Origin of the sequence: Pseudomonas sp. NBRC 111139 (assembly GCF_001753955.1) — a bacterium.
In the GTDB taxonomy this organism is placed as follows: Bacteria; Pseudomonadota; Gammaproteobacteria; order Pseudomonadales; family Pseudomonadaceae; genus Aquipseudomonas; species Aquipseudomonas alloputida.
The window spans coordinates 1-22,058 of the sequence record NZ_BCBP01000080.1 but is presented as its reverse complement, the minus strand read 5'-3'; the positions used below and the strand labels follow the sequence as shown (position 1 = coordinate 22,058).

The window sequence follows — 22,058 nt, the reverse complement described above, 5'->3', positions numbered from 1 at the left end:
GCTCTGATTGGAGTGTGATAGGGCGTACACGCTCCAGCCGAATGCACTGAAGCGGTGCACAAACGGGGAGTCAGTATAGTGATACCGACCGGTCACCGCGACACTCTGGCGCAGCTTTTGGGGCTATTTGCGCAAATATTTTTCGACCATTGGTCTAAATGCCGTGTCCACCGTTGAGCCCGCCCACACCTGTGCCTTGAAAGCGCCCCCGAACGAGCGCATTTGGGTATAGACTACTGGCTAAATTTACAGCTGCTGCACCGCGAGGTCCTTCATGTCCGAGTTCCAGCTCGTCACACGTTTCCAGCCGGCCGGCGACCAGCCCGAGGCTATCCGCCAGTTGGTCGAAGGCATCGAGGCGGGGCTGTCGCACCAGACGTTGCTCGGGGTGACCGGCTCGGGCAAGACCTTCAGCATTGCCAACGTCATCCAGCAGGTGCAGCGCCCAACGCTGGTGCTGGCGCCCAACAAGACGCTGGCCGCGCAGTTGTACGGGGAGTTCAAGGCGTTCTTCCCCAACAACGCGGTGGAGTACTTCGTTTCCTATTACGACTACTACCAGCCGGAAGCCTACGTACCCTCGTCAGACACCTTCATCGAGAAGGACGCCTCGATCAACGACCACATCGAGCAGATGCGCCTGTCGGCGACCAAGGCGCTGCTCGAGCGGCGTGACGCGATCATCGTGACCACTGTGTCGTGCATCTACGGCCTGGGCAGCCCCGAGACCTACCTGAAAATGGTTCTGCACGTGGACCGTGGCGACAAGCTCGACCAGCGCGCGCTGCTGCGCCGGTTGGCCGACCTGCAGTACACCCGCAACGAAATGGACTTTGCCCGCGCCACCTTCCGGGTACGCGGTGACGTGATCGACATCTTCCCGGCCGAATCGGACCTGGAAGCCATCCGCATCGAGCTGTTCGATGATGAAGTGGAGAACATCGCCGCCTTTGATCCGTTGACCGGCGAGGTTTTCCGCAAGCTGCCACGTTTCACTTTCTACCCCAAGAGCCACTACGTCACCCCGCGGGAAACGCTGCTGGAAGCAGTGGAGGGCATCAAGGAAGAACTGAAGGAGCGTCTGGAGTACCTGCACAAGGCCAACAAGCTGGTCGAAGCGCAGCGTCTGGAGCAACGTACCCGCTTCGATCTGGAGATGATCCTCGAGCTGGGCTACTGCAACGGCATCGAAAACTACTCGCGCTACCTGTCCGGGCGCCCGGTCGGGGCACCGCCGCCCACCCTGTACGATTACCTGCCGCCTGATGCGCTGCTGGTGATCGACGAATCCCACGTCAGCGTTCCGCAGGTCGGCGCCATGTACAAGGGCGACCGTTCACGCAAGGAGACCCTGGTCGAGTACGGCTTCCGCATGCCTTCAGCGCTGGACAACCGGCCGATGCGTTTCGACGAGTGGGAGGAGGTCAGCCCGCAGACCATTTTTGTTTCGGCCACTCCGGGCCCCTACGAGGCTGAGCATGCCGGGCGCGTGGTGGAGCAAGTGGTGCGCCCGACCGGGCTGGTCGACCCGCAGGTAGAGGTGCGCCCGGCGCTGACCCAGGTCGACGACCTGCTGTCCGAGATCCGCAAGCGTGTCGCGGCAGGCGAGCGTGTGCTGGCGACCACGTTGACCAAGCGCATGGCCGAGGACCTCAGCGATTACCTGGCCGACCATGATGTGCGGGTACGCTACCTGCACTCGGACATCGACACGGTGGAGCGGGTGGAGATTATCCGTGACCTGCGCCTGGGCACCTTCGACGTGCTGGTGGGCATCAACCTGCTGCGCGAGGGCCTGGACATGCCCGAGGTGTCGCTGGTGGCCATCCTCGATGCGGACAAGGAAGGTTTTCTGCGTTCCGAGCGCTCCCTGATCCAGACCATTGGCCGCGCGGCACGTAACCTCAATGGCCGGGCCATCCTGTATGCCGATAACGTAACAGGCTCGATGCAGCGGGCCATTGACGAAACCGAGCGTCGCCGCGAGAAGCAGATCGCCTTCAACGAAGCCAACGGTATCGTGCCCAAGGGCGTGGTCAAGGACATCACCGACATCATGGAGGGTGCCGCCGTGCCCGGTGCGCGCAGCAAGAAGCGCAAGGGCATGGCCAAGGCGGCGGAGGAGAGCGCCCGTTACGAGGCCGAACTGCGTACGCCGGGCGAGATCACCAAGCGCATCAAGCAGTTGGAAGAGAAAATGATGCAGTTCGCCCGCGACCTGGAGTTCGAAGCTGCGGCGCAGCTGCGTGACGAGATTGCGCAGCTGCGGGAGCGGTTGATTAGCAGCTGATCCTGTGGGGGCGGGCGTGCCCGCGAAGCACTCCACGCGGTGTCTGGCACCGGCTGCGCTGGGTGTTCGCTGCTACGCCCGCTCCAACAGGCATCGCGCATCATCTGAAATTGTGCTCAGTGGGCTTCCCCAGCCTTCAACCCCTCCGGCAACTTGCGGGTCAGCAACACCGCCACCATGCTCACCGCCAACCCGATCCCGACAAAGTGGAAGGCATCGTTGTAAGCCATGATCAGTGCCTGCTGGTGGGTAATCTCGCTAAGTTTGCCCAGCGCCGCATTGTCATTGCCCAAGCGCTCCGCCAGTTGCGCCAGCCGCTCAGCCACCTGCGGGTTGCTCGGCACCACCGATTCGCGCAGGTAGTCGAAGTACACCTTGGTGCGCGCATCCAGCAGGGTGGCCAGCAAGGCAATACCAATCGCGCCACCGAGGTTACGCAGAATATTGAACAGGCTCGACGCGGACCCTGCATCCTGTTGTTGGATATACGCGGTGGCAATCAGCGAAATGGTCACCATGATCATCGGTTGACCCAGGGCGCGGATGATCTGGATATGGTTGAACTGCGGCCCGGCAAAGTCCGGGTTGAGCACCCCCGAACCGAAACTGGCAGCGCCGAACAGGCAAAACCCCAGCGCGCATAGTACCTTGGGCGATATCACCTTCATCAGTTGCGGCACCAGCGGGATCAGGAACAGCTGCGGAATACCCATCCACATGATCACTTCGCCAATCTGCAAGGCGTTGTAACCCTGTACCTGCGCCAGGTACAGCGGTAGCAGATAGATCGACCCGTACAGGCCCACGCCCATGCCCAGGCTGGCGATGCTCGACAGGCCAAAGTTGCGGTTACCAAGAATGCGCAGGTTGATCAGTGGGTGTGGCTTGGAAAACTGCAAGATGACGAAGGTGATCAGGCTGACCAGGGCAACACTGCCCAGGCCGACGATCAGGTGTGACTCCAGCCAGTCCTTGCGATGGCCTTCCTCGAGAAACACCTGCAGGCAGCCCAACCCAAGGCCGAGCGTGACGATGCCGGCGTAATCGGTACTTTTCAGCAGCTCCCAGTGTGCCTCCTTCTTCTCAAGCCCATACAACAAGCCGGCGATCATTAGCAGGCCTGGTGGGATATTGATGTAGAAGATGTATTCCCAGCCCCAGTTTTCGGTCAGCCAGCCGCCCAGGGTGGGACCGATGGAGGGGGCAAAAGTGGCGGTCATGGCGAACATCGCCATGCCTTTGGCGCGGTGGTGCTCGGGCAGCTTGATCAGCGTCAGGGTGAAGGCCAGCGGGATCAGCGCGCCACCGGTGAAACCCTGCAAGGCGCGGAACAGGATCATGCTCTCCAGGTTCCAGGCCATCGAGCATAGCAGCGACGACAGCAGGAAACCGCTGGATACCCACACCGCCAGGCGCCGCGCCGACAGCAGCTGCACCAGCCAGGCCGTTAGCGGGATCATGATGATTTCCGCCACCAGGTAGGAGGTTGAAATCCATGAACCTTCTTCCAGGGTCGCCGACAGAGCGCCCTGGATGTCCTTCAACGAGGAATTGGTGATCTGGATATCCAGCACTGCCATGAAGGCACCGAGCATCACGCTCATCACCGCGATCCAGTCGCGTCGGGTTGGCTCCGCCGTGGGGCGCAGCAGTTGGTCACCGGCCATTGTGGCCTTCGTCTGCGCTGCGCAGGTCGACGGTGGCGGTCACCGACATGCCGGGGCGAATACGCCCGTGCAACGGGTTGTCAGCGCTGAACGTGAGTTTTATCGGGATGCGCTGCACAACTTTGGTGAAATTGCCGGTGGCGTTGTCCGGTGGCAGCAGGCTGAACTGCGCACCGGACGCGGCGAACAGGCTGTCCACCCTGCCTTCGATCGGTGTGTCGGGGTAGCTGTCGAACAACAGCTCCGCGCGCTGGCCGGGGTGCATGCGGCCGATCTGGGTTTCCTTGAAGTTGGCCTGCACCCAGATGTCTTCATCCGGCACGATCGACAGCAGGTAGGCGCCGGCCTGCACCACTTGGCCATTGCGCGCATTACGCTGGCCAATGGTGCCGCTGATCGGCGCATGGATTTCGCAGCGGGTCAGGTTCAGTTCGGCCTGGGCCAGGTCGGTGCGGGCATTGGCGATTTGCGCATCGAGGCGCTTGAGTTCGGCGTTCAGGGCGGTGACCTGCTGGCGCTGGCTTTGCAGGTCGGCGCGGGCCTTGTCGACCTGGGAGCCGGCGACATGGCTGTCCGCCGACAGGGTAGTGACACGCTCCTCAGAGACAAAACCCGGCTTGCGCAGCTTCTCGGCACGGCTCAGGTCCAGCCGTGAACGGTCGAACGTGGCCTGGGTGGCCGCCAACTGGGCCTGGCCGGCGGCAATCAGGCTGCCTTGTTGGGTGAGGCGGCTTTGCGCTTGTGCGTACTCGGCTTCGCGGGTGGCCAGGGCGGCACGGGCGCGTTCGACCGCCAGCTCAAAGTCTGCGGCTTCCAGGCGCACCAGCAGGTCGCCCTTGCTGACGTGCTGGTTGTCCTCGACTGGTACCGTTTCGATACGTGCGCCAAGCTGGCTGGAGATACGGGTGATCTCACCCTGCACGTAAGCGTTGTCGGTGCTCTCGTAGAAGCGGCCCTTGAAGTACCAGTGGCCCAGGAAGGCGAGGGCGATGATGGCCACCAGGGCGAAGAAGAGCGTCAGGCGGCGTTTGAGTTGGGCAGGCATGGGGACTATCGTTCCAGAAATGTAAACAAATTTAACAGCGGCACAGGGCCTGTCGACAAGTGACGTTCGCGCCATTGCTGGAGCCCGGTGCCCGCCTCCTGCTAACATCCCGCCTTTGTTTCATCTTTCGTTCGAGACTCTCCATGACCACCGTACGCACGCGTATTGCGCCATCGCCTACCGGCGACCCCCATGTCGGCACTGCCTACATCGCCCTGTTCAACTACTGCTTTGCCAAGCAGCACGGCGGTGAGTTCATCCTGCGCATCGAAGACACCGATCAGCTGCGCTCCACGCGTGAGTCGGAGCAACAGATCTTCGACGCCCTGCGCTGGCTTGGCATCGAATGGAACGAAGGCCCGGATGTCGGCGGCCCGCACGGCCCTTACCGGCAGAGCGAGCGTGGCGAAATTTACGCCAAATACGCTAAAGAGCTGGTAGACGCCGGCCACGCCTTCTACTGCTTCTGCACCGCCGAAGAGCTGGAGCAGATGCGTGCCGAGCAGCAGGCTCGCGGCGAAACCCCGCGTTACGATGGCCGTGCATTGCTGCTGAGCGCCGAAGAAGTGCAGTGCCGCCTGGACGCTGGCGAGCCGCACGTGATCCGCATGAAGGTGCCGAGCGAGGGTATCTGCGTGGTGCCGGACATGCTGCGCGGCGATGTCGAGATCCCGTGGGACCGCATGGACATGCAGGTACTGATGAAGAACGACGGCCTGCCGACGTACTTCCTGGCCAACGTGGTCGACGACCACCTGATGGGCATCACCCACGTGCTGCGTGGTGAAGAGTGGCTGCCATCGGCGCCCAAGCTGATCAAGCTGTATGAGTACTTCGGCTGGGAGCAGCCCAAGCTGTGCTACATGCCGCTGCTGCGCAACCCGGACAAATCCAAACTGTCCAAGCGCAAGAACCCGACCTCGGTCACCTTCTACGAGCGCATGGGCTTCATGCCTGAAGCGATGCTCAACTACCTTGGCCGCATGGGCTGGTCGATGCCTGACGAGCGCGAGAAGTTCTCGCTGGCCGAAATGGTCGAGCACTTTGACCTGTCGCGTATCTCGCTGGGCGGCCCGATCTTTGACATCGAGAAGCTGTCCTGGCTCAACGGCCAGTGGCTGCGTGAGCTGCCGGTAGAGGAATTCGCCGCACGCCTGCAGAAATGGGCATTCAACAGCGACTACATGATGAAGATTGCCCCGCACGTGCAGGGCCGGGTAGAAACCTTCAGCCAGGTTGCCCCGTTGGGCGGGTTCTTCTTCGAAGGCGCGCTCAAGCTGGACGCCAAACTGTTCGAAAGCAAGAAACTGTCGGCCGACCAGGTGCGCCAGGTGATCCAGCTGATCCTGTGGAAGCTTGAAAGCCTGCGTCAGTGGGAAAAAGAGCGCATCACCGGTTGCATCCAGGCTGTGGTCGAAGCGCTGGAGCTGAAGCTGCGTGACGCCATGCCGCTGATGTTCGCCGCCATCACGGGCCAGGCCAGCTCGGTTTCGGTGCTGGACGCCATGGAAATCCTCGGCCCCGACCTGACGCGCTACCGCCTGCGCCAGGCCCTGGACCTGTTGGGTGGTGTGTCGAAGAAAGAAAACAAAGAGTGGGAAAAGCTGTTGGGCTCCATCGGCTGACCGTTTTCCGAGCACCGCTGTTGAGCACTGTGGAAGCGGCCTTGTGTCGCGAAAGGACTGCAACGCGGTCCCACAATCTTTGACTCGACGCAAATCCGTCGGGGCCGCTTTGCGGCCCTTTCGCGACACAAGGCCGCTCCCACAGGCATATCCCTGAGGACCAAGTGGCCGGATTGAGTGGAGCAGGGCGGTAAGTGATTGTTATCTGTGAAAAAATTTTTGGATATTTTTAAAAATTCGTTTGACAGCCCTGCAATCCGAACTTAATATGCGCCCCGTCCACAGCGATGAACGAAAACGAAACGCTAGGCACCCAGCCAGCGGTTCAGTTCAAAGCGACATTGTGGGGCTATAGCTCAGCTGGGAGAGCGCCTGCATGGCATGCAGGAGGTCAGCGGTTCGATCCCGCTTAGCTCCACCAAATTCCGCTTAGCAGCCAAGGCTGATAAGCAAGACCGGGTCCAGCAACCAGGTCTTGAAGGTAAGAAGGTTCGTCCCCTTCGTCTAGTGGCCTAGGACACCGCCCTTTCACGGCGGTAACAGGGGTTCGAGTCCCCTAGGGGACGCCAGTTTTACACAAGCGATGTTGTTATGTCGCTGGGCCGCGAGGCTAGAAATCCGGGGCTATAGCTCAGCTGGGAGAGCGCCTGCATGGCATGCAGGAGGTCAGCGGTTCGATCCCGCTTAGCTCCACCAATTTTGCCGCGGTTCGCGTTAGCGGATCGGCACGAAGGTTACGTCCCCTTCGTCTAGTGGCCTAGGACACCGCCCTTTCACGGCGGTAACAGGGGTTCGAGTCCCCTAGGGGACGCCACTTTTCCTGCGTTTTGCAGGGCTTTAAAAGGCTCGTCGCTTATTGATGAGCCTTTTGTTTCGGGGCTATAGCTCAGCTGGGAGAGCGCCTGCATGGCATGCAGGAGGTCAGCGGTTCGATCCCGCTTAGCTCCACCATTTCTGCCAGGGTTCACGCAAGTGGATCTTCGCGAAGGTTACGTCCCCTTCGTCTAGTGGCCTAGGACACCGCCCTTTCACGGCGGTAACAGGGGTTCGAGTCCCCTAGGGGACGCCACGTTTACCCGCGTTTTGCGGGACTTTAAAGGCTCATTCGCTTATTGAATGGGCCTTTTGTTTTTTCCCTTCTCAATAATTTGCCCCCGACAAATGGCCGCACATTTTGCTTGCCAAAAAATATGATGAGAATAATATTTCGATCATCATATTTTGTGTGGTGTGTGCCAGATGAGCGACAAGAAGAGCAAAACCCGCGAACGCATTCTGGAAGCTGCGCGCAGTGCGCTGATCCAGCACGGCCCGGCCGAGCCCAGCGTCAGCCAGGTGATGGGTGCGGCAGGCCTGACCGTCGGGGGCTTCTATGCGCACTTCGACAGCAAGGACGAGCTGATGCTCGAGGCGTTCCGCCAGTTGTTGGGTGAGCGCCGTGCCTTGCTCGCCCAGATCGACCCCAAGCTCGATGGCGCCGGGCGGCGAGCGCTGGCCGGGGCTTTCTACCTCTCGCGCAAGCACCGGGACTGCGAAGTACATGCTTGCCCGCTGCCTAACGCGTTGGGCGAAATGCAGCGCCTGCCGGAGGTCTTCCGCGAAGTGCTGGCCGAGCATATCGAGTTGATGGCTGCCGCGATGGTCGACCGCCCTGAAGATGCCGACAAAGCATTGGCCGACCTGGCCCTGATGGTGGGGGGGCTGGCGCTGGCCCGGGCCTTGGGGGCCAGTGACCTGTCTGACCGTATTCTGCGCGCCGCCAAATCGGCGGTGCTTTAACCCTGGAGCATGGCGATGACCACCCTGAGCTGGATTCGCGGTGTCAATGGCACCTTGGGCCGCCTGGCCCCCGAGCATGTCGCGGGCAAGATGCGCCGTGCCTTCATGACCCCGCGCAACCTGCCGCCGCGGGATTGGGAGCTGCCTGTGCTGGCCAGGGCCGAGCGCATTACACTGCGCTTCGGTCTGTCTGCCTTGCGCTGGGGTCAAGGGCCGACCGTGCTGCTGATGCACGGTTGGGAAGGGCGCCCAACGCAGTTTGCCGCCTTGATCGAGACTTTGGTTCAGGCGGGGCATACGGTGGTGTCGCTGGAAGGGCCTGGGCATGGTCGTTCGCCTGGCGAGCAGGCGAATGTGGTGCTGTTTGCCCGGGCGCTGCTTGAGGCTGCGGCTGAGTTGCCGCCCTTGCGTGCGGTCATAGGTCATTCCATGGGTGGGGCGAGCGTGCTGCTGGCTTTGCAGATGGGGTTGCGTACAGAGGCGGCTGTCAGCATTGCAGCGCCGGCGCGGTTGCTCGGTGTGTTGCGTGGTTTTGCCCATCGCCTGGGGCTGCCTGCACGGGCGCGGGCAGCGTTCATTCGCCAGATCGAGCGCGATGTGGGCATGCAGATTGCGCGGCTGGATGTCACGGGTTACCAGCTGGAACTGCCGGGGCTGGTGGTGCATGCCGCCGATGATGCTCTCGTGCCCGCAGATGAGGCACATGTGATCCACAAGGCCTGGTTCGACAGCCGGCTGATGCTGCTGGAAGGGGGTGGTCACCAGCGAGTGCTGGCCGACCCGCGGCTGAGTGACGCCGTGCTCGAATTGCTGGCTCGGGCTGAAGCGGTCAGTGTCGGGGCGGCTTCAGCCGCGAACATCGGCATCGCCGGTGCCACCCACCGCGGTGTCTGATTCGCGGGCAAGCCCGCTCCTACAACGACCGCTTCAGGCTCGCTGGGGCTGGACATTGCCCCGCAGATCGCTGCTAAATCGCCTTTTGCGCCAAGGAAGCGAAAATGAGCTGGGACCTGGCAACACCCTTCGTCATCGACCTGCGCGTCGGCAGCGAGGACATCGACGGCCTTGGCCACGCCAACAATGCCGTCTACGTCACCTGGCTTGAGCGCTGCGCCTGGCGCCACTCCCAGCGTCTGGGGCTGGACCTGGCCGAGTACCGGCGCCTTGACCGGGCGATGGCGGTGGTGCGCCACGAAATCGACTACCTGGCCGCCGCCTATGAAGACGATGAGCTGCAGCTGGCCACCTGGATCATTGACTGGGACCAACGCCTGCGCATGACGCGGCGGTTTCAGCTCAAGCGCCCGCGCGATGGTGTGACGCTGCTGCGTGCGCAAACCACCTTTGCCTGCATCGAGCTGTCCAGCGGCAAGCCCAGGCGCATGCCGGCGGAATTCGTCGAAGGTTACGGTCCGGCGCTGATCGGCGCCTGAGTCGCCGGCATTTTTTGTTAAACTGCCGGCTTTTTCCGCTGAGACCCCGACATGCAAATTGCTCTGGCCCCGATGGAGGGGCTGGTCGACAACATCCTGCGCGACGTATTGACCCGTGTGGGCGGTATCGACTGGTGCGTCACCGAGTTCATTCGCGTGTGCGACCGCCTGCTGCCGGCGTCCTCGTTCGACAAGCTGGCGCCTGAACTGCGTCAGGGTGCGCGCACGGCTTCCGGTGTGCCCATGCGCGTGCAATTGCTGGGTTCGGACCCGGTATGCCTGGCGGAAAACGCCGCACTGGCTTGCGAGCTTGGGGCGCCGGTGATCGACCTGAACTTCGGTTGCCCGGCAAAGACGGTGAACAAGTCGCGCGGTGGCGCGGTACTGCTCAAAGAGCCGGAGTTGCTGCACGCCATTGTGCGTGAAGTGCGGCGTGCGGTGCCGGCGAACATTCCGGTGACCTCGAAGATGCGTCTGGGCTTCGACAGCCCCGATGGGGCACTGGAGTGCGCCACGGCGCTGGCCGAGGGCGGTTCGGCACACCTGGTGGTGCACGCACGGACCAAGGTTGAGGGCTACAAGCCGCCAGCGCACTGGGAGTGGGTGGCGCGGGTGCAGGATGTGGTCAAGGTCCCGGTATTTGCCAATGGCGAAATCTGGACGGTCGATGACTGGCGGCGTTGCCGCGAGGTCAGTGGCGCTGAAGACATCATGCTCGGGCGTGGGCTGGTATCGCGCCCGGACCTGGGCCTGCAGATTGCAGCGGCGCGGGACGGGCGCGACTATCAGCCGATGAGCTGGCATGATTTGTTGCCACTGTTGCGTGAGTTCTGGCGCCAGGCCCAGGCCAAATTGTCGCCGCGTTATGCGCCGGGGCGGATGAAGCAGTGGCTGGCGATGCTGACTCGCAGTTACCCCGAAGCGGTGGTGTTGTTTGCCGAGTTGCGTCGGGAAGATGACTGCGCGCGGATCAGCCGGTTGCTAGGGGTTGAGGCGCAAGCGTTGGAGGCTTGCGTCGCCTGAGCAGGGCGCTACGCGGGTACGGCACCTGTAGGCGCGGGGTCACCCGGGAAAGGGCCGGGCCTGCTGGCCAATTTCCACCCTTCCTTCACCGTTGCCGCCACCACCGTATTCGCGGGTAAACCCGCTCCTACGCCGGATTGGTGGTGGACACATGTTGGTGGCTGGGCATAGGCCGTCGTAGGAGCGGGTTCACCCGCGAAAGGGCCGGGCCTGCTGGCCAATTTCCACCCGTCGTTCACCGTTGCCGCCGCTACCGTATTCGCGGGTAAATCCGCTCCTACGCCTGATCGAGGGTGGACACATTGTCGGTGGCGGGGCACAGGCCGTCGTAGGAGCGGGTTCACCCGCGAAGAGGCCGGGCCTGCTGGCCAATTTCCACCCGCCGTTCACCGATGCCGCCGCTACCGTATTCGCGGGTAAACCCGCTCCTACACACACGCATCGGTGGTTCGGCATAGGCCGTCGTAGGAGCGGGTTCACCCGCGAAAGGGCCGGCCCTGCTGGCCAATTTCCACCCGTCGTTCACCGTTGCCGCCGCCACCGTATTCGCGGGTAAACCCGCTCCTACGCCGGATTGGTGGTGGACACATGTTGGTGGCTGGGCATAGGCCGTCGTAGGAGCGGGTTCACCCGCGAAGAGGCCATCAAACCCCGTGCAAAAAATCAAATTTTTTCTGTTTGCCCCTTGAAAGCGTTTCCCTCGGCCATATCTTTTGAGTACGCGATGCCGAAGCCGGGTCGCGTAATGACTTACTTGCTGAATCTCAGGAGTTTATGACCATGACTACTGCTTTCTCTCTTGCTCCACTGTTCCGTCATTCCGTTGGTTTCGACCGTTTCAACGACCTGTTCGAATCCGCGGCACGTAACGAGGCCGGTAGCAGCTACCCGCCCTATAACGTGGAAAAGCATGGCGATGACCACTACCGCATCGTGGTTGCTGCAGCTGGTTTCCAGGAAGAGGACCTCGACCTGCAGGTCGAAAAAGGTGTCCTGACCGTGACCGGTGGCAAGCGCGACAATAGCGCCGCTGAAGTGACCTACCTGCACCAGGGTATCGCACAACGCGCCTTCAAGCTGTCGTTCCGCCTGGCAGATCACATCGAAGTGAAGGCTGCCGGCCTGGCCAATGGCCTGCTCAGCATCGACCTGCTGCGCATCGTGCCTGAAGAAGCCAAGGCCAAGCGCATTCCGATCAATAGCGAAAAACCAGCGCTGAACTGACCGCGCGGCACTGAAAAAAGGGCACCTCCAGAGGTGCCCTTTTTCGTGCTTCTCACGCGGTCCCAGGTAGGTGCGCGGCCGTCATGCGATCAGTAATCTGCCGGCGCCTCCAGCAACATCTGCCGAAACTCCAGCAACGGTAATGGCCGGCTGTGCAGATAACCCTGGTACAGATGGCACCCCAGCCGCTCGAGAAACGCCAGCTGTTCGGTCAGCTCTACCCCTTCGGCAATCACCGCCAGGTCCAGACTGCGTGCCATGGCGACAATGGCGCGGACAATTTCTGCGTCGTTGGGGTCGACCGGTGCATCGCGCACGAAGCTCTGGTCGATTTTCAGCGCATCGACCGGCAGGCGCTTCAGGTAAGTCAGCGAGGAATAGCCGGTGCCGAAGTCATCCATGGCAAAACTTACCCCGTAGCGCTTCAGCTCGCGCATCTTGCTGATGGTGTCCTCCAGGTTCTGGATGACGATGCCTTCCGTGATTTCCAGCGTCAGCATCTGCCGCGGCAGGCGGTAATCGTCCAGGCTGCGCAGCACCCGCCCGACAAAGTCGTTCTGGCGGAACTGTCGCGGGCTTATGTTCACGCACAGGCTGAAATCATCAGCGTCGATCAACCCGTCGGTGAGCATGCGGGCGCAGGCGTCGCAGGCTTCGTCGAGAATCCAGCTGCCAACTTCAAGGATCAGGCCGCTTTCTTCCAGTACCTGAATGAACTGCGAGGGCGGTTGCTGGCCCAGTAGCGGGTGGTGCCAGCGCAGCAGTACTTCAGCACCGACGATGCGGTTGTCGCGGGCATCCACCTGCGGCTGGAAGTGCAGCGCCAGTTCGCCACGGGCGAGGGCCAGGCGCAGGTCGTTTTCCATGCGCAGGCGCTCGCTGGCGGCCTTCTGCATGGTGGTGTGGAACAGCTGTGTGGTGTTGCGACCGGAGTCCTTGGCCCGGTACAGGGCGATATCGGCACGCTTGAGCAGGTCGGCCGGTGTGGTGCCGTGGTCGGGGATCAGCGCCACGCCGATGCTGGGCGTTACCTGCAGGCGCTGGCCATCCAGTGACATTGGCTCGGCCAGCAGTTCGCGAAGGGTGTCGGCCAGCTCGCGCACTTTCTCTTCCACGTGTTCGCGGCTCCCTTCCAGGCCGCTGAGCAGCACCACGAATTCGTCGCCCCCCAGACGCGCCACGGTGTCCTCCAGGCGCACGCTGGCCTCAAGGCGGGCGGTGATGATCTTCAGCACAGTGTCGCCCACCGGGTGGCCCAGCGAATCGTTGATGTGCTTGAAGTGGTCGAGGTCGAGGAACAGCAGGGCGCCACGCAGGTTATGGCGCTTGAGCAGGGCGATCTGCTGGCTCAGGCGGTCCATCAGCAAGGCGCGGTTGGGCAGGTTGGTCAACGGGTCGTGATAGGCCAGGTGGCGTATCTGCGCCTGGGCGTTCTTCAGCTGGCTGACGTCGCGGGCGGTCAGCAGCAGGCAATCCACTTCGTTGAGGGTGATCGGTTCCACCGAAACCTCGACCGTGAGGATATCGCCACGCTTGTTGCGCCCGAGCATCTCGCGGTGGTGTACCCGGCCGCGCTCGTGCAATTCGGCCAGCAGCGCGCTGCGCTGCTTGTCGTCGGCCCAGATGCCGATCTCATACACCGTGTGGCCGATCACGTCGGCAGTGCTGTAGCCGGTCAGGCGGCAGAAGCCGTCGTTGATTTCCAGGTAGCGGCCGCTGTGGCGTTCGGTGATGGTGATGGCGTCGGGGCTGGAGTGGAAGGCCTTGGCGAACTTCTCCTCGCTGGACTTCAGTGCGGCTTCGGCGCGTTGTTGCTGGGTGATGTCGCGCAGGGTGGTCACGCTGCAGGGCTGGTCGTCGACGGTGATCAGGCGGCTGGAAATCACACAGGTCATCGGGGCGCCATTGCGGTGGTTGAGTACCACGGCGACGTTGCTCAAGGCCTGTTCGCGGATCACCTGCTCGATACGTTTGGCGCGCTCGACGGACTCGGCCCACAGGCCGATTTCCTCTGCGGTACGCCCAAGCACCTGCTCGCTGCTCCAGCCGAAGGTCTGGGTGAACGCCGGATTGATCTCGATGAACTGGCCAGTGTCCTGGCGGGTGACGCAGATCGGGTCGGGGCTGACCTGGAACAGGCTGGCAAACTTCTCTTCCGAGGCGCTCAGGCGCTGTTCGCGCTCCACCTGATCGGTGATGTCGAGCAAGGTGCCCGCCATGCGCAGGGGGATGCCCTGGTCGTCGCGGTACAGCCGCGCGCGGCTTTCGATGTAGCGTGAAGTGCCGTTTTCCAACTGCACGCGGTAGGTGATCTGATAGTTGCCGGCAGGCCCTTCGCGCAGGCTGCGGTAGGCCTGTCGCATCGAGTTGCGCTCTTGCTCCGGCACACCTTCGAAGAACGCATCGAACGATTCATGAAAAGGGATGGGCGGCAAGCCATGCAGCTGCGCCGCGCGGGCTGAGCCGTAGAGCATGCCGCTTGGGATGTGCCAGTCCCAGGTGCCCAGTTGCGCGGAGTCCAGGGCCAGGTCCAGCCGCTCCTGGCTGTCCTTCAGGGCCTGTTCGGCGCGCTTGCGTTCGGTGGTGTCGACGAATGTACTGATCAGGAAGGTCACGCCTTCCAGCTCGATGCCCTGGGTGCACAGGATGCCGTCATGCACCTTGCCGCTGGTCGCGCGAAATTGCACCTCCATGATCAGCGGGCCGCCGTTGGCGCGGGTCGACTCCATGATCTGGTGGCGCTGTTCGGGGTTGACCCACAGGCCCAGTTCCAGGCTGGTCTTGCCGATCACCTGGCTGCCGGGCCAGCCGAACATGTTTTCGAAGTGCTGGTTGACCTCGAAGATCATGCCATCGTGGCGACGGGTCAGCAAAATGGCGTTGGGGCTCAGGTGGAACAGCGTGGCGAAGCGCTTTTCCGAATTGATCAGTGCTGTTTCCCGTTCGCGCTGGCGGGTGATCTCGCGGATCACGCCGATCATCTGCGGTCGGCCGTGCGGGTCGTGGGTCAGGCTGCCGTTGATCTCCAGCCAGTGCAGGCTGCCGTCCGGCCAGCGGATACGGTGGCGCATGGCTTGCTCCACCGGCTCGCCATTGACCACCGCCTGGAACACCTGGCGCGTGCGGGCGCGGTCCTCCTCGGGCAGCAGGTCAAGGTAATCGATATCGGCGGGCAGTGGCCGCTGTGGATCGAAACCGAACAGGGCCTGGGTGCCCCGCGACCAACTGACCCTGCCGCTTTCGATATCCCATAGCCAGGCACCCAGGCGCGCACCGTTGAGCGCTGCCAGCAGTTGTGGGGCGTTCTGCCAGGCCTGCTCGGACTCCTGGGGATCAGCTGCAGGTATTCGCGGCAGGCGCAAAAAGCGGTTTGCTGATTTGGGCATCGGTACCAGACCTTTGGCGTATGACGTGTCCTTGGAATCGGAATAGCTGGCTGACAGCCAGTCAGGTGGGCCCTGAGTGGCTGTCGAGCAGGGCCATGAATGCCCTGGCCGCATTCGATAGCGTACGCTCCGTGTGCAGAATGTAGCCTAGCTGGCGCGACAGCTGTATGCCGGGCAAAGCGATGGGTGAAACCTGTTCGTCGAGCATGGTGCGTGGCAGCACGCTCCAGGCCAGGCCGATCGATACCATCATCTTGATGGTTTCCAGGTAGTTGGTGCTCATGGCGATGTTCGGCGTCAGGCCCTGGCTTTCGAACAGGCGCTGGACAATATGGTGGGTAAAGGTATTGCCGCCGGGAAATACCGCCGGGTGGCGGGCGACGTCAGCCAGGCTGACCGCCTGGTTGTTGGCCAACGGGTGCTCGGGGGCGGCGACAAAGTCCAGGGCGTCATCCCACACCGGCACGGCCTTGACCAAGTGGTGTGGCTCGGGCGCCAGGGTGATCACGGCGATTTCGGCGCGGCCATGCAGAATCTCGTCGTAGGCCTGTTCCGAATCCATGAACTGAATATCCAGTGCCACTGCCGGGTACTGGCGGGTGAAAACCCGTAGTAGCGGGGGCAGGCGGTGCAGGCCGATGTGGTGGCTGGTGGCCAGGGTCAGGCGACCGCTCACGGCCCCGGTCAGATTGGTCAGCGCCCGTCGGGTATCATCCAGGACGTTGAGAATCTGGTAGGCCCGCGGCAGCAGTGCGCGCCCGGCTTCAGTCAGGGTTACTTCGCGGCCCAGGCGGTCGAACAGGCGCACGTCCAGTTGCTGCTCCAGGCCGGCGATGCGTTTGCTGATGGCCGGCTGGGTCAGGAACAGGCGTTCGGCTGCGCCGGAAAAGCTGCCGGTTTCGGCAATGGCGATGAAGGCGCTGAGGTTGGCCAGGTCCATGGTGTCGTATTCCTTTGGGTTATCCAAAGCATAAAAATTATGAATTTGAGTTATTCAATCTAACCCCCTAGCATCGTCCGTACAAGCCAAGGGGTCTTTGGCATAGAAAGACGCTGATGAGGAACAGTCTGATGGCTGGCAAAACGCTCTACGACAAACTCTGGGAAGCCCATGAGGTCAAGCGCCGTGATGACGGCTCGTCCTTGATCTACATCGACCGCCACATCATCCACGAAGTGACGTCGCCCCAGGCCTTCGAAGGCCTGCGCCTGGCCAACCGCAAGCCATGGCGTATCGACGCCAACATCGCCACGCCCGACCACAACGTGCCGACCACGCCAGAGCGCAAGGGCGGTATCGAGGCGATCGTCGACCAGGTATCGCGCCTGCAGGTGCAGACCCTCGACGAGAACTGTGACGAATACGGCATCGTCGAATTCAAGATGAACGACGAGCGCCAGGGCATTGTCCACGTCATCAGCCCGGAGCAAGGCGCCACCTTGCCGGGCATGACCGTGGTCTGCGGTGACTCGCACACCTCCACCCACGGCGCCTTCGGTGCCTTGGCCCATGGCATCGGCACTTCCGAGGTCGAGCACGTGCTCGCCACCCAGTGCCTGGTCGCCAAGAAGATGAAGAACATGCTGGTGCGCGTGGAAGGCCAATTGCCGGCCGGCGTCACCGCCAAGGATATCGTGCTGGCCGTGATCGGCAAGATCGGCACCGCCGGTGGCAACGGTCACGCCATGGAATTCGCAGGCAGTGCCATTCGCGAATTGTCGATGGAAGGCCGCATGACCATCTGCAACATGTCCATCGAAGCCGGTGCCCGCGTTGGCTTGGTGGCGACCGATGCCACTACCGTTGCCTACGTCGAAGGGCGCCCGTACGCGCCGAAGGGCGAGCAGTGGAAGCAAGCGGTCGAATCGTGGAAAGACCTGGTGTCGGATGACGATGCCGTATTCGACACCGTGGTCGAGCTGGATGCCAGCCAGATCAAGCCACAGGTCAGCTGGGGCACTTCGCCCGAGATGGTTCTGGCCGTCGACCAGCGCGTACCGGATCCGGCGGCCGAAGCCGACCTGGTCAAGCGTGGTTCGATCGAGCGTGCCTTAAAGTACATGGGGCTGACCGCCAACCAGGCGATCACCGACATCAAGTTGGACCGTGTGTTCATCGGCTCGTGCACCAACTCGCGAATCGAGGACCTGCGCGCTGCGGCGGAAATCGCCAAGGGTCGCAAGGTGGCCGCCAGCGTCAAGCAAGCCATCGTCGTGCCAGGTTCGGGCCTGGTCAAGGCCCAGGCCGAGCGTGAAGGCCTGGACAAGATCTTCCTCGAAGCCGGTTTCGAATGGCGTGAACCAGGCTGCTCGATGTGCCTGGCGATGAACCCGGACCGCCTGGAAAGCGGCGAACATTGCGCGTCCACCTCCAACCGCAACTTCGAAGGCCGTCAGGGCGCCGGTGGCCGTACCCACCTGGTCAGTCCAGCCATGGCCGCCGCTGCTGCTGTAGCGGGCCACTTCATCGATGTCCGCGAGTTGATCCAAGGGAGCGCAGCATGAAAGCCTTTACCCAGCACACTGGCCTCGTCGCACCATTGGACCGTGCCAACGTCGACACCGACCAGATCATCCCCAAGCAGTTTTTGAAGTCGATCAAGCGCACCGGCTTTGGCCCGAACCTGTTCGACGAGTGGCGTTACCTGGACGTGGGTCAGCCCTACCAGGACAACAGCAAGCGCCCGGTCAACGAAGAGTTCGTGCTCAACCACGCGCGCTACCAGGGCGCCAGCGTGTTGCTGGCGCGGGAGAACTTTGGTTGCGGCTCCAGCCGTGAACATGCCCCTTGGGCGCTGGACGAGTACGGCTTCCGCAGCATCATTGCGCCAAGCTTTGCCGACATTTTCTTCAACAACAGCTTCAAGAACGGCTTGCTGCCGATCATTCTCAGCGATGAGGAAGTCGACGAGCTGTTCAAGCAGGTCGAAGCCAACCCGGGCTACCAGCTGACCATTGACCTGCAGGCGCAGGCGGTGACCCGCCCAGATGGCAAGGTGCTGCACTTCGAAATCGATGCATTCCGCAAGCACTGCCTGCTCAACGGTCTGGACGATATCGGCCTGACCCTGCAGGATAGCGACGCGATCAAGGCCTTCGAAAGCAAGCACCGCGCCAGCCAGCCTTGGCTGTTCCGTGATGCCTGAAGTTCGTAGGTGACAGTGCGGGCCTCTTCGCGGGCAGAGGGTTACGCGGTCGTTGTAGGCGCGGGTTTACCCGCGAAGAGGCCGGCACAGGCAACAAAAATCTAAAGGAACGAGACATGACCAGCACCCAGCACATCGATGTGGTCCAACGCCAGTTCGGCGAGCAGGCCAGCGCCTACCTCAGCAGCGCCGTGCACGCCCAAGGCAGTGAATTCGCCCTGCTGCAGGCTGAGCTGGCAGGGCAGGCCCATGCCCGCGTGCTGGACCTGGGCTGCGGTGCCGGTCATGTCAGCTTCCACGTCGCCCCGCTGGTTGCCGAAGTGGTCGCCTACGACCTCTCGCAGTCCATGCTCGACGTGGTCGCCAGCGCCGCCGCCGAACGCGGCCTGGCCAATATCACGACCGAACGCGGCGCTGCCGAACGCCTGCCGTTCGCCGATGCGTCGTTCGAGTTCGTCTTCAGCCGTTATTCGGCCCACCACTGGAGCGACCTGGGCCTGGCCCTGCGCGAGGTGCGCCGGGTGCTCAAGCCCGGTGGTGTGGCGGCGTTCATCGACGTGATGTCGCCGGGCAGCCCGCTGCTCGACACTTACCTGCAAACGGTCGAAGTGCTGCGCGACACCAGCCATGTGCGCGACTACTCCGCCGCCGAGTGGCAACGCCAGGTCAGCGAAGCCGGCCTGCACGTGCGCAGCCACACCCGCCAACCGTTGCGCCTGGAGTGGAGCACCTGGGTTGAACGCATGCGCACCCCCGAGCCGATGCGCGTGGCCATCCGCCAATTGCAGCAAGCCATGGGCGAAGAAGTACGGCAGTATTACCAGATCGAGGCCGACGGCTCGTTCAGCACGGATGTGCTGGTGTTGTGGGCCGAGCGTTAAGCACTTTTCGGTGGGGCCCGCTTGGCCACGCCGCGTGAATGGATAGAGGAAAGCATGAGCAAGCAGATTCTGATTCTCCCAGGTGACGGTATCGGCCCGGAAATCATGGCCGAAGCGGTCAAGGTACTGGAGCTGGCCAACGACAAGTTCCAGCTCGGCTTCAGCCTGGCGCACGACGTGATTGGCGGTGCCGCCATCGACAAGCACGGTGTGCCGCTGGCCGACGAAACCCTGGAGCGTGCGCGCAAGGCCGATGCGGTGCTGCTGGGGGCTGTGGGCGGGCCGAAGTGGGACAAGATCGAGCGAGACATTCGCCCAGAGCGCGGCCTGCTGAAGATCCGTTCGCAACTGGGCCTGTTCGCCAACCTGCGCCCAGCCATCCTTTACCCGCAACTGGCCGATGCCTCGTCGCTGAAGCCGGAAATCGTGTCGGGCCTGGACATCCTCATCGTCCGTGAGCTGACCGGCGGCATCTACTTCGGTGCCCCGCGTGGTCAGCGCGAGCTGGAAGGTGGCGAACGCCAGGCCTACGACACCCTGCCGTACAGCGAAAGCGAAGTGCGCCGCATTGCCCGTGTCGGTTTCGACATGGCCCGTGTGCGCGGCAAGAAGCTGTGCTCGGTGGACAAGGCCAACGTTCTGGCCTCCAGCCAGCTGTGGCGTGAAGTGGTCGAAGACGTGGCCAAGGACTACCCGGACGTGGAACTGAGCCACATGTACGTCGACAACGCTGCCATGCAGCTGGTGCGTGCACCCAAACAGTTCGACGTGATGGTGACCGACAACATGTTCGGTGACATTCTGTCGGATGAAGCTTCCATGTTGACCGGTTCCATCGGCATGCTGCCTTCGGCGTCTCTGGATGCCGACAACAAAGGCATGTACGAGCCTTGCCACGGCTCGGCACCGGACATCGCGGGCCTTGGTATCGCCAACCCACTGGCGACCATTCTGTCGGTGTCGATGATGTTGCGTTACAGCTTCAATCAGTCGGCTGCCGCCGAGGCGATCGAGAAGGCCGTGAGCCTGGTTCTGGACCAGGGGCTGCGTACCGGCGACATCTTCTCGGAAGGCTGCCGCAAAGTTGGTACGCAGGAAATGGGCGACGCAGTAGTCGCAGCGCTGCGGAATCTGTAATCTCTCTGGCCCGCCCCCCAAAATTCCCGGTGGCGGCCCACTTTTAGCAAAGGTGTAGTTGCGATGAAACGTGTAGGTCTGATCGGTTGGCGCGGTATGGTCGGTTCCGTGCTCATGCAGCGGATGCTGGAGGAGCAGGATTTCGACCTTATCGAGCCGGTGTTCTTCACTACCTCCAATGTTGGTGGCCAGGGTCCGAACGTGGGCAAGGATACAGCGCCCCTCAAGGACGCTTATTCGATTGAAGAACTCAAGACCCTCGACGTGATCCTGACCTGCCAGGGCGGCGACTACACCAACGAGGTCTTCCCCAAGCTGCGTGAAGCCGGCTGGCAGGGTTACTGGATCGACGCCGCTTCGTCCCTGCGCATGCAGGATGACGCGGTGATCATCCTTGACCCGGTCAACCGCAAGGTCATCGACCAGCAGCTGGACGCCGGTACCAAGAACTACATCGGTGGCAACTGCACTGTCAGCCTGATGCTGATGGGCTTGGGTGGCCTGTTCGAGGCCGGTCTGGTCGAGTGGATGAGCGCCATGACCTACCAGGCGGCTTCGGGTGCCGGCGCGCAGAACATGCGCGAGCTGATCAAGCAGATGGGCGCTACCCACGCGGCAGTGGCCGATGACCTGGCCAACCCGGCCAGCGCCATCCTCGATATCGACCGCAAGGTTGCCGAGACAATGCGCAGCGAGGCGTTCCCGACCGAGAACTTCGGCGTGCCGCTGGCGGGCAGCCTGATCCCGTGGATCGACAAGGAACTGCCGAACGGTCAGAGCCGCGAAGAGTGGAAGGCCCAGGCCGAAACCAACAAGATCCTCGGTCGCTTCAAGAGCCCGATCCCGGTCGACGGCATCTGCGTGCGCATTGGCGCCATGCGCTGCCACAGCCAGGCGCTGACCATCAAGCTGAACAAGGACGTGCCGATCGCCGACATCGAAGGCATGATCAGCCAGCACAACCCTTGGGTGAAGCTGGTGCCGAACCAGCGTGAAATCAGCATGCAGGAGCTGACCCCGACCAAGGTCACCGGCACCCTGAACATCCCGGTTGGTCGCCTGCGCAAGCTGAACATGGGTTCGCAGTACCTGGGCGCGTTCACTGTAGGTGACCAGCTGCTGTGGGGCGCCGCCGAACCGCTGCGCCGCATGTTGCGGATTCTGCTGGAGCGTTGATCGTTCAGGCGTTACCTGAAAAATACCGCACTGGTGACAGTGCGGTATTTTTTTATGCCTGAAGGTTTGCATTTGAGTCGCGGGCCTAATCGCCGGATAAGTCATACCGCTGTTTAATGGCGAAATGTCTGCTCTGACAGAGTCGTTGCCGTTGCCGTTGCCGTTGCCGTTGCCGTTGCCGTTGCCGTTGCCGTTGCCGTTGCCGTTGCTTTTGCTTCTAAGTGCGCGGTAGTTCAGGCGATGCGG

At 62.3% G+C, this 22,058-nt stretch carries 16 protein-coding genes and 6 tRNA genes; 18 read left to right on the top strand and 4 right to left on the bottom strand.

Features of this window, described 5'->3' with window-relative positions:
* Positions 1-274 precede the first annotated feature (274 nt).
* Positions 275-2,290 carry an excinuclease ABC subunit UvrB gene (uvrB, locus tag BJQ17_RS25995; RefSeq protein ID WP_070096834.1) on the top strand — a complete coding sequence of 672 codons (2,016 nt, stop codon included), beginning with the start codon at positions 275-277 and terminating at the stop codon, positions 2,288-2,290.
* 116 nt (positions 2,291-2,406) lie between these two features.
* Here uvrB and BJQ17_RS25990 read toward each other — a convergent pair whose 3' ends face one another.
* Both BJQ17_RS25990 and BJQ17_RS25985 read right to left on the bottom strand, forming a co-directional pair.
* A complete protein-coding gene (locus tag BJQ17_RS25990) occupies positions 2,407-3,897 on the bottom strand; it encodes an MDR family MFS transporter (protein ID WP_172830958.1) in 1,491 nt (496 codons plus the stop codon).
* A 49-nt stretch (positions 3,898-3,946) separates the two neighbouring features.
* Positions 3,947-5,002, bottom strand: coding sequence for an HlyD family secretion protein (locus BJQ17_RS25985; protein ID WP_004577219.1), 1,056 nt, complete (start codon positions 5,000-5,002; stop codon positions 3,947-3,949).
* A 143-nt stretch (positions 5,003-5,145) separates the two neighbouring features.
* Between BJQ17_RS25985 and gltX the strand changes: the two genes are divergently transcribed.
* The 12 genes from gltX (at position 5,146) to BJQ17_RS25925 (ending at position 12,086) form a co-directional block, all read left to right on the top strand.
* Entirely contained in the window at positions 5,146-6,627 is a 1,482-nt protein-coding gene (gltX, locus tag BJQ17_RS25980; RefSeq protein ID WP_070096833.1) for a glutamate--tRNA ligase, read from the top strand.
* Between the two features lie 345 nt (positions 6,628-6,972).
* A tRNA-Ala gene (locus tag BJQ17_RS25975) sits at positions 6,973-7,048 on the top strand.
* A gap of 72 nt (positions 7,049-7,120) precedes the next feature.
* Positions 7,121-7,196 (top strand) — tRNA-Glu (locus tag BJQ17_RS25970).
* Positions 7,197-7,247: 51 nt separating this feature from the next.
* Positions 7,248-7,323 (top strand) — tRNA-Ala (locus BJQ17_RS25965).
* Between the two features lie 42 nt (positions 7,324-7,365).
* Positions 7,366-7,441: transfer RNA gene (locus BJQ17_RS25960), tRNA-Glu, on the top strand.
* A 61-nt stretch (positions 7,442-7,502) separates the two neighbouring features.
* Positions 7,503-7,578, top strand: a tRNA-Ala gene (locus tag BJQ17_RS25955).
* Positions 7,579-7,620: 42 nt separating this feature from the next.
* A tRNA-Glu gene (locus BJQ17_RS25950) sits at positions 7,621-7,696 on the top strand.
* Positions 7,697-7,866: 170 nt separating this feature from the next.
* Positions 7,867-8,406 (top strand): TetR/AcrR family transcriptional regulator, encoded by a 540-nt coding sequence (locus BJQ17_RS25945; protein WP_070096832.1) that lies wholly within the window; start codon positions 7,867-7,869, stop codon positions 8,404-8,406.
* 15 nt (positions 8,407-8,421) lie between these two features.
* Positions 8,422-9,300: an alpha/beta fold hydrolase gene (locus BJQ17_RS25940; RefSeq protein ID WP_047604522.1), complete on the top strand. Its 879-nt coding sequence runs from the start codon at positions 8,422-8,424 to the stop codon at positions 9,298-9,300.
* A gap of 104 nt (positions 9,301-9,404) precedes the next feature.
* Positions 9,405-9,839 (top strand): thioesterase family protein, encoded by a 435-nt coding sequence (locus BJQ17_RS25935; RefSeq protein WP_003247186.1) that lies wholly within the window; start codon positions 9,405-9,407, stop codon positions 9,837-9,839.
* Positions 9,840-9,890: 51 nt separating this feature from the next.
* Positions 9,891-10,862, top strand: a complete 972-nt coding sequence (locus BJQ17_RS25930) for a tRNA-dihydrouridine synthase (protein WP_003247187.1) — start codon at positions 9,891-9,893, stop codon at positions 10,860-10,862.
* Positions 10,863-11,642: 780 nt separating this feature from the next.
* Positions 11,643-12,086 carry an Hsp20 family protein gene (locus BJQ17_RS25925; protein ID WP_003247188.1) on the top strand — a complete coding sequence of 148 codons (444 nt, stop codon included), beginning with the start codon at positions 11,643-11,645 and terminating at the stop codon, positions 12,084-12,086.
* 89 nt (positions 12,087-12,175) lie between these two features.
* On the opposite strand, the gene BJQ17_RS25920 is transcribed toward BJQ17_RS25925, so the two are convergent.
* Entirely contained in the window at positions 12,176-15,472 is a 3,297-nt protein-coding gene (locus BJQ17_RS25920) for a bifunctional diguanylate cyclase/phosphodiesterase (RefSeq protein ID WP_004576934.1), read from the bottom strand.
* A gap of 61 nt (positions 15,473-15,533) precedes the next feature.
* Positions 15,534-16,412 (bottom strand): LysR family transcriptional regulator, encoded by an 879-nt coding sequence (locus BJQ17_RS25915; RefSeq protein ID WP_003247190.1) that lies wholly within the window; start codon positions 16,410-16,412, stop codon positions 15,534-15,536.
* A gap of 131 nt (positions 16,413-16,543) precedes the next feature.
* On the opposite strand from BJQ17_RS25915, the gene leuC reads away from it, so the two are divergent.
* The 5 genes from leuC (at position 16,544) to asd (ending at position 21,812) form a co-directional block, all read left to right on the top strand.
* On the top strand, positions 16,544-17,977 hold the full coding sequence (gene leuC, locus BJQ17_RS25910) for a 3-isopropylmalate dehydratase large subunit (RefSeq protein WP_003247191.1): 1,434 nt from the start codon (positions 16,544-16,546) through the stop codon (positions 17,975-17,977).
* On the top strand, positions 17,974-18,618 hold the full coding sequence (gene leuD / locus BJQ17_RS25905) for a 3-isopropylmalate dehydratase small subunit (RefSeq protein ID WP_004576935.1): 645 nt from the start codon (positions 17,974-17,976) through the stop codon (positions 18,616-18,618). The genes leuC and leuD overlap by 4 nt, the downstream gene beginning before the upstream one ends.
* Positions 18,619-18,734: 116 nt before the next feature.
* Positions 18,735-19,499, top strand: a complete 765-nt coding sequence (locus BJQ17_RS25900) for a class I SAM-dependent methyltransferase (RefSeq protein ID WP_003247193.1) — start codon at positions 18,735-18,737, stop codon at positions 19,497-19,499.
* 54 nt (positions 19,500-19,553) lie between these two features.
* Entirely contained in the window at positions 19,554-20,636 is a 1,083-nt protein-coding gene (gene leuB, locus BJQ17_RS25895; protein WP_003247194.1) for a 3-isopropylmalate dehydrogenase, read from the top strand.
* A 63-nt stretch (positions 20,637-20,699) separates the two neighbouring features.
* Complete coding sequence (gene asd, locus BJQ17_RS25890) at positions 20,700-21,812, top strand: aspartate-semialdehyde dehydrogenase (protein ID WP_003247195.1); 1,113 nt, start codon at positions 20,700-20,702, stop codon at positions 21,810-21,812.
* Positions 21,813-22,058: the final 246 nt, after the last annotated feature.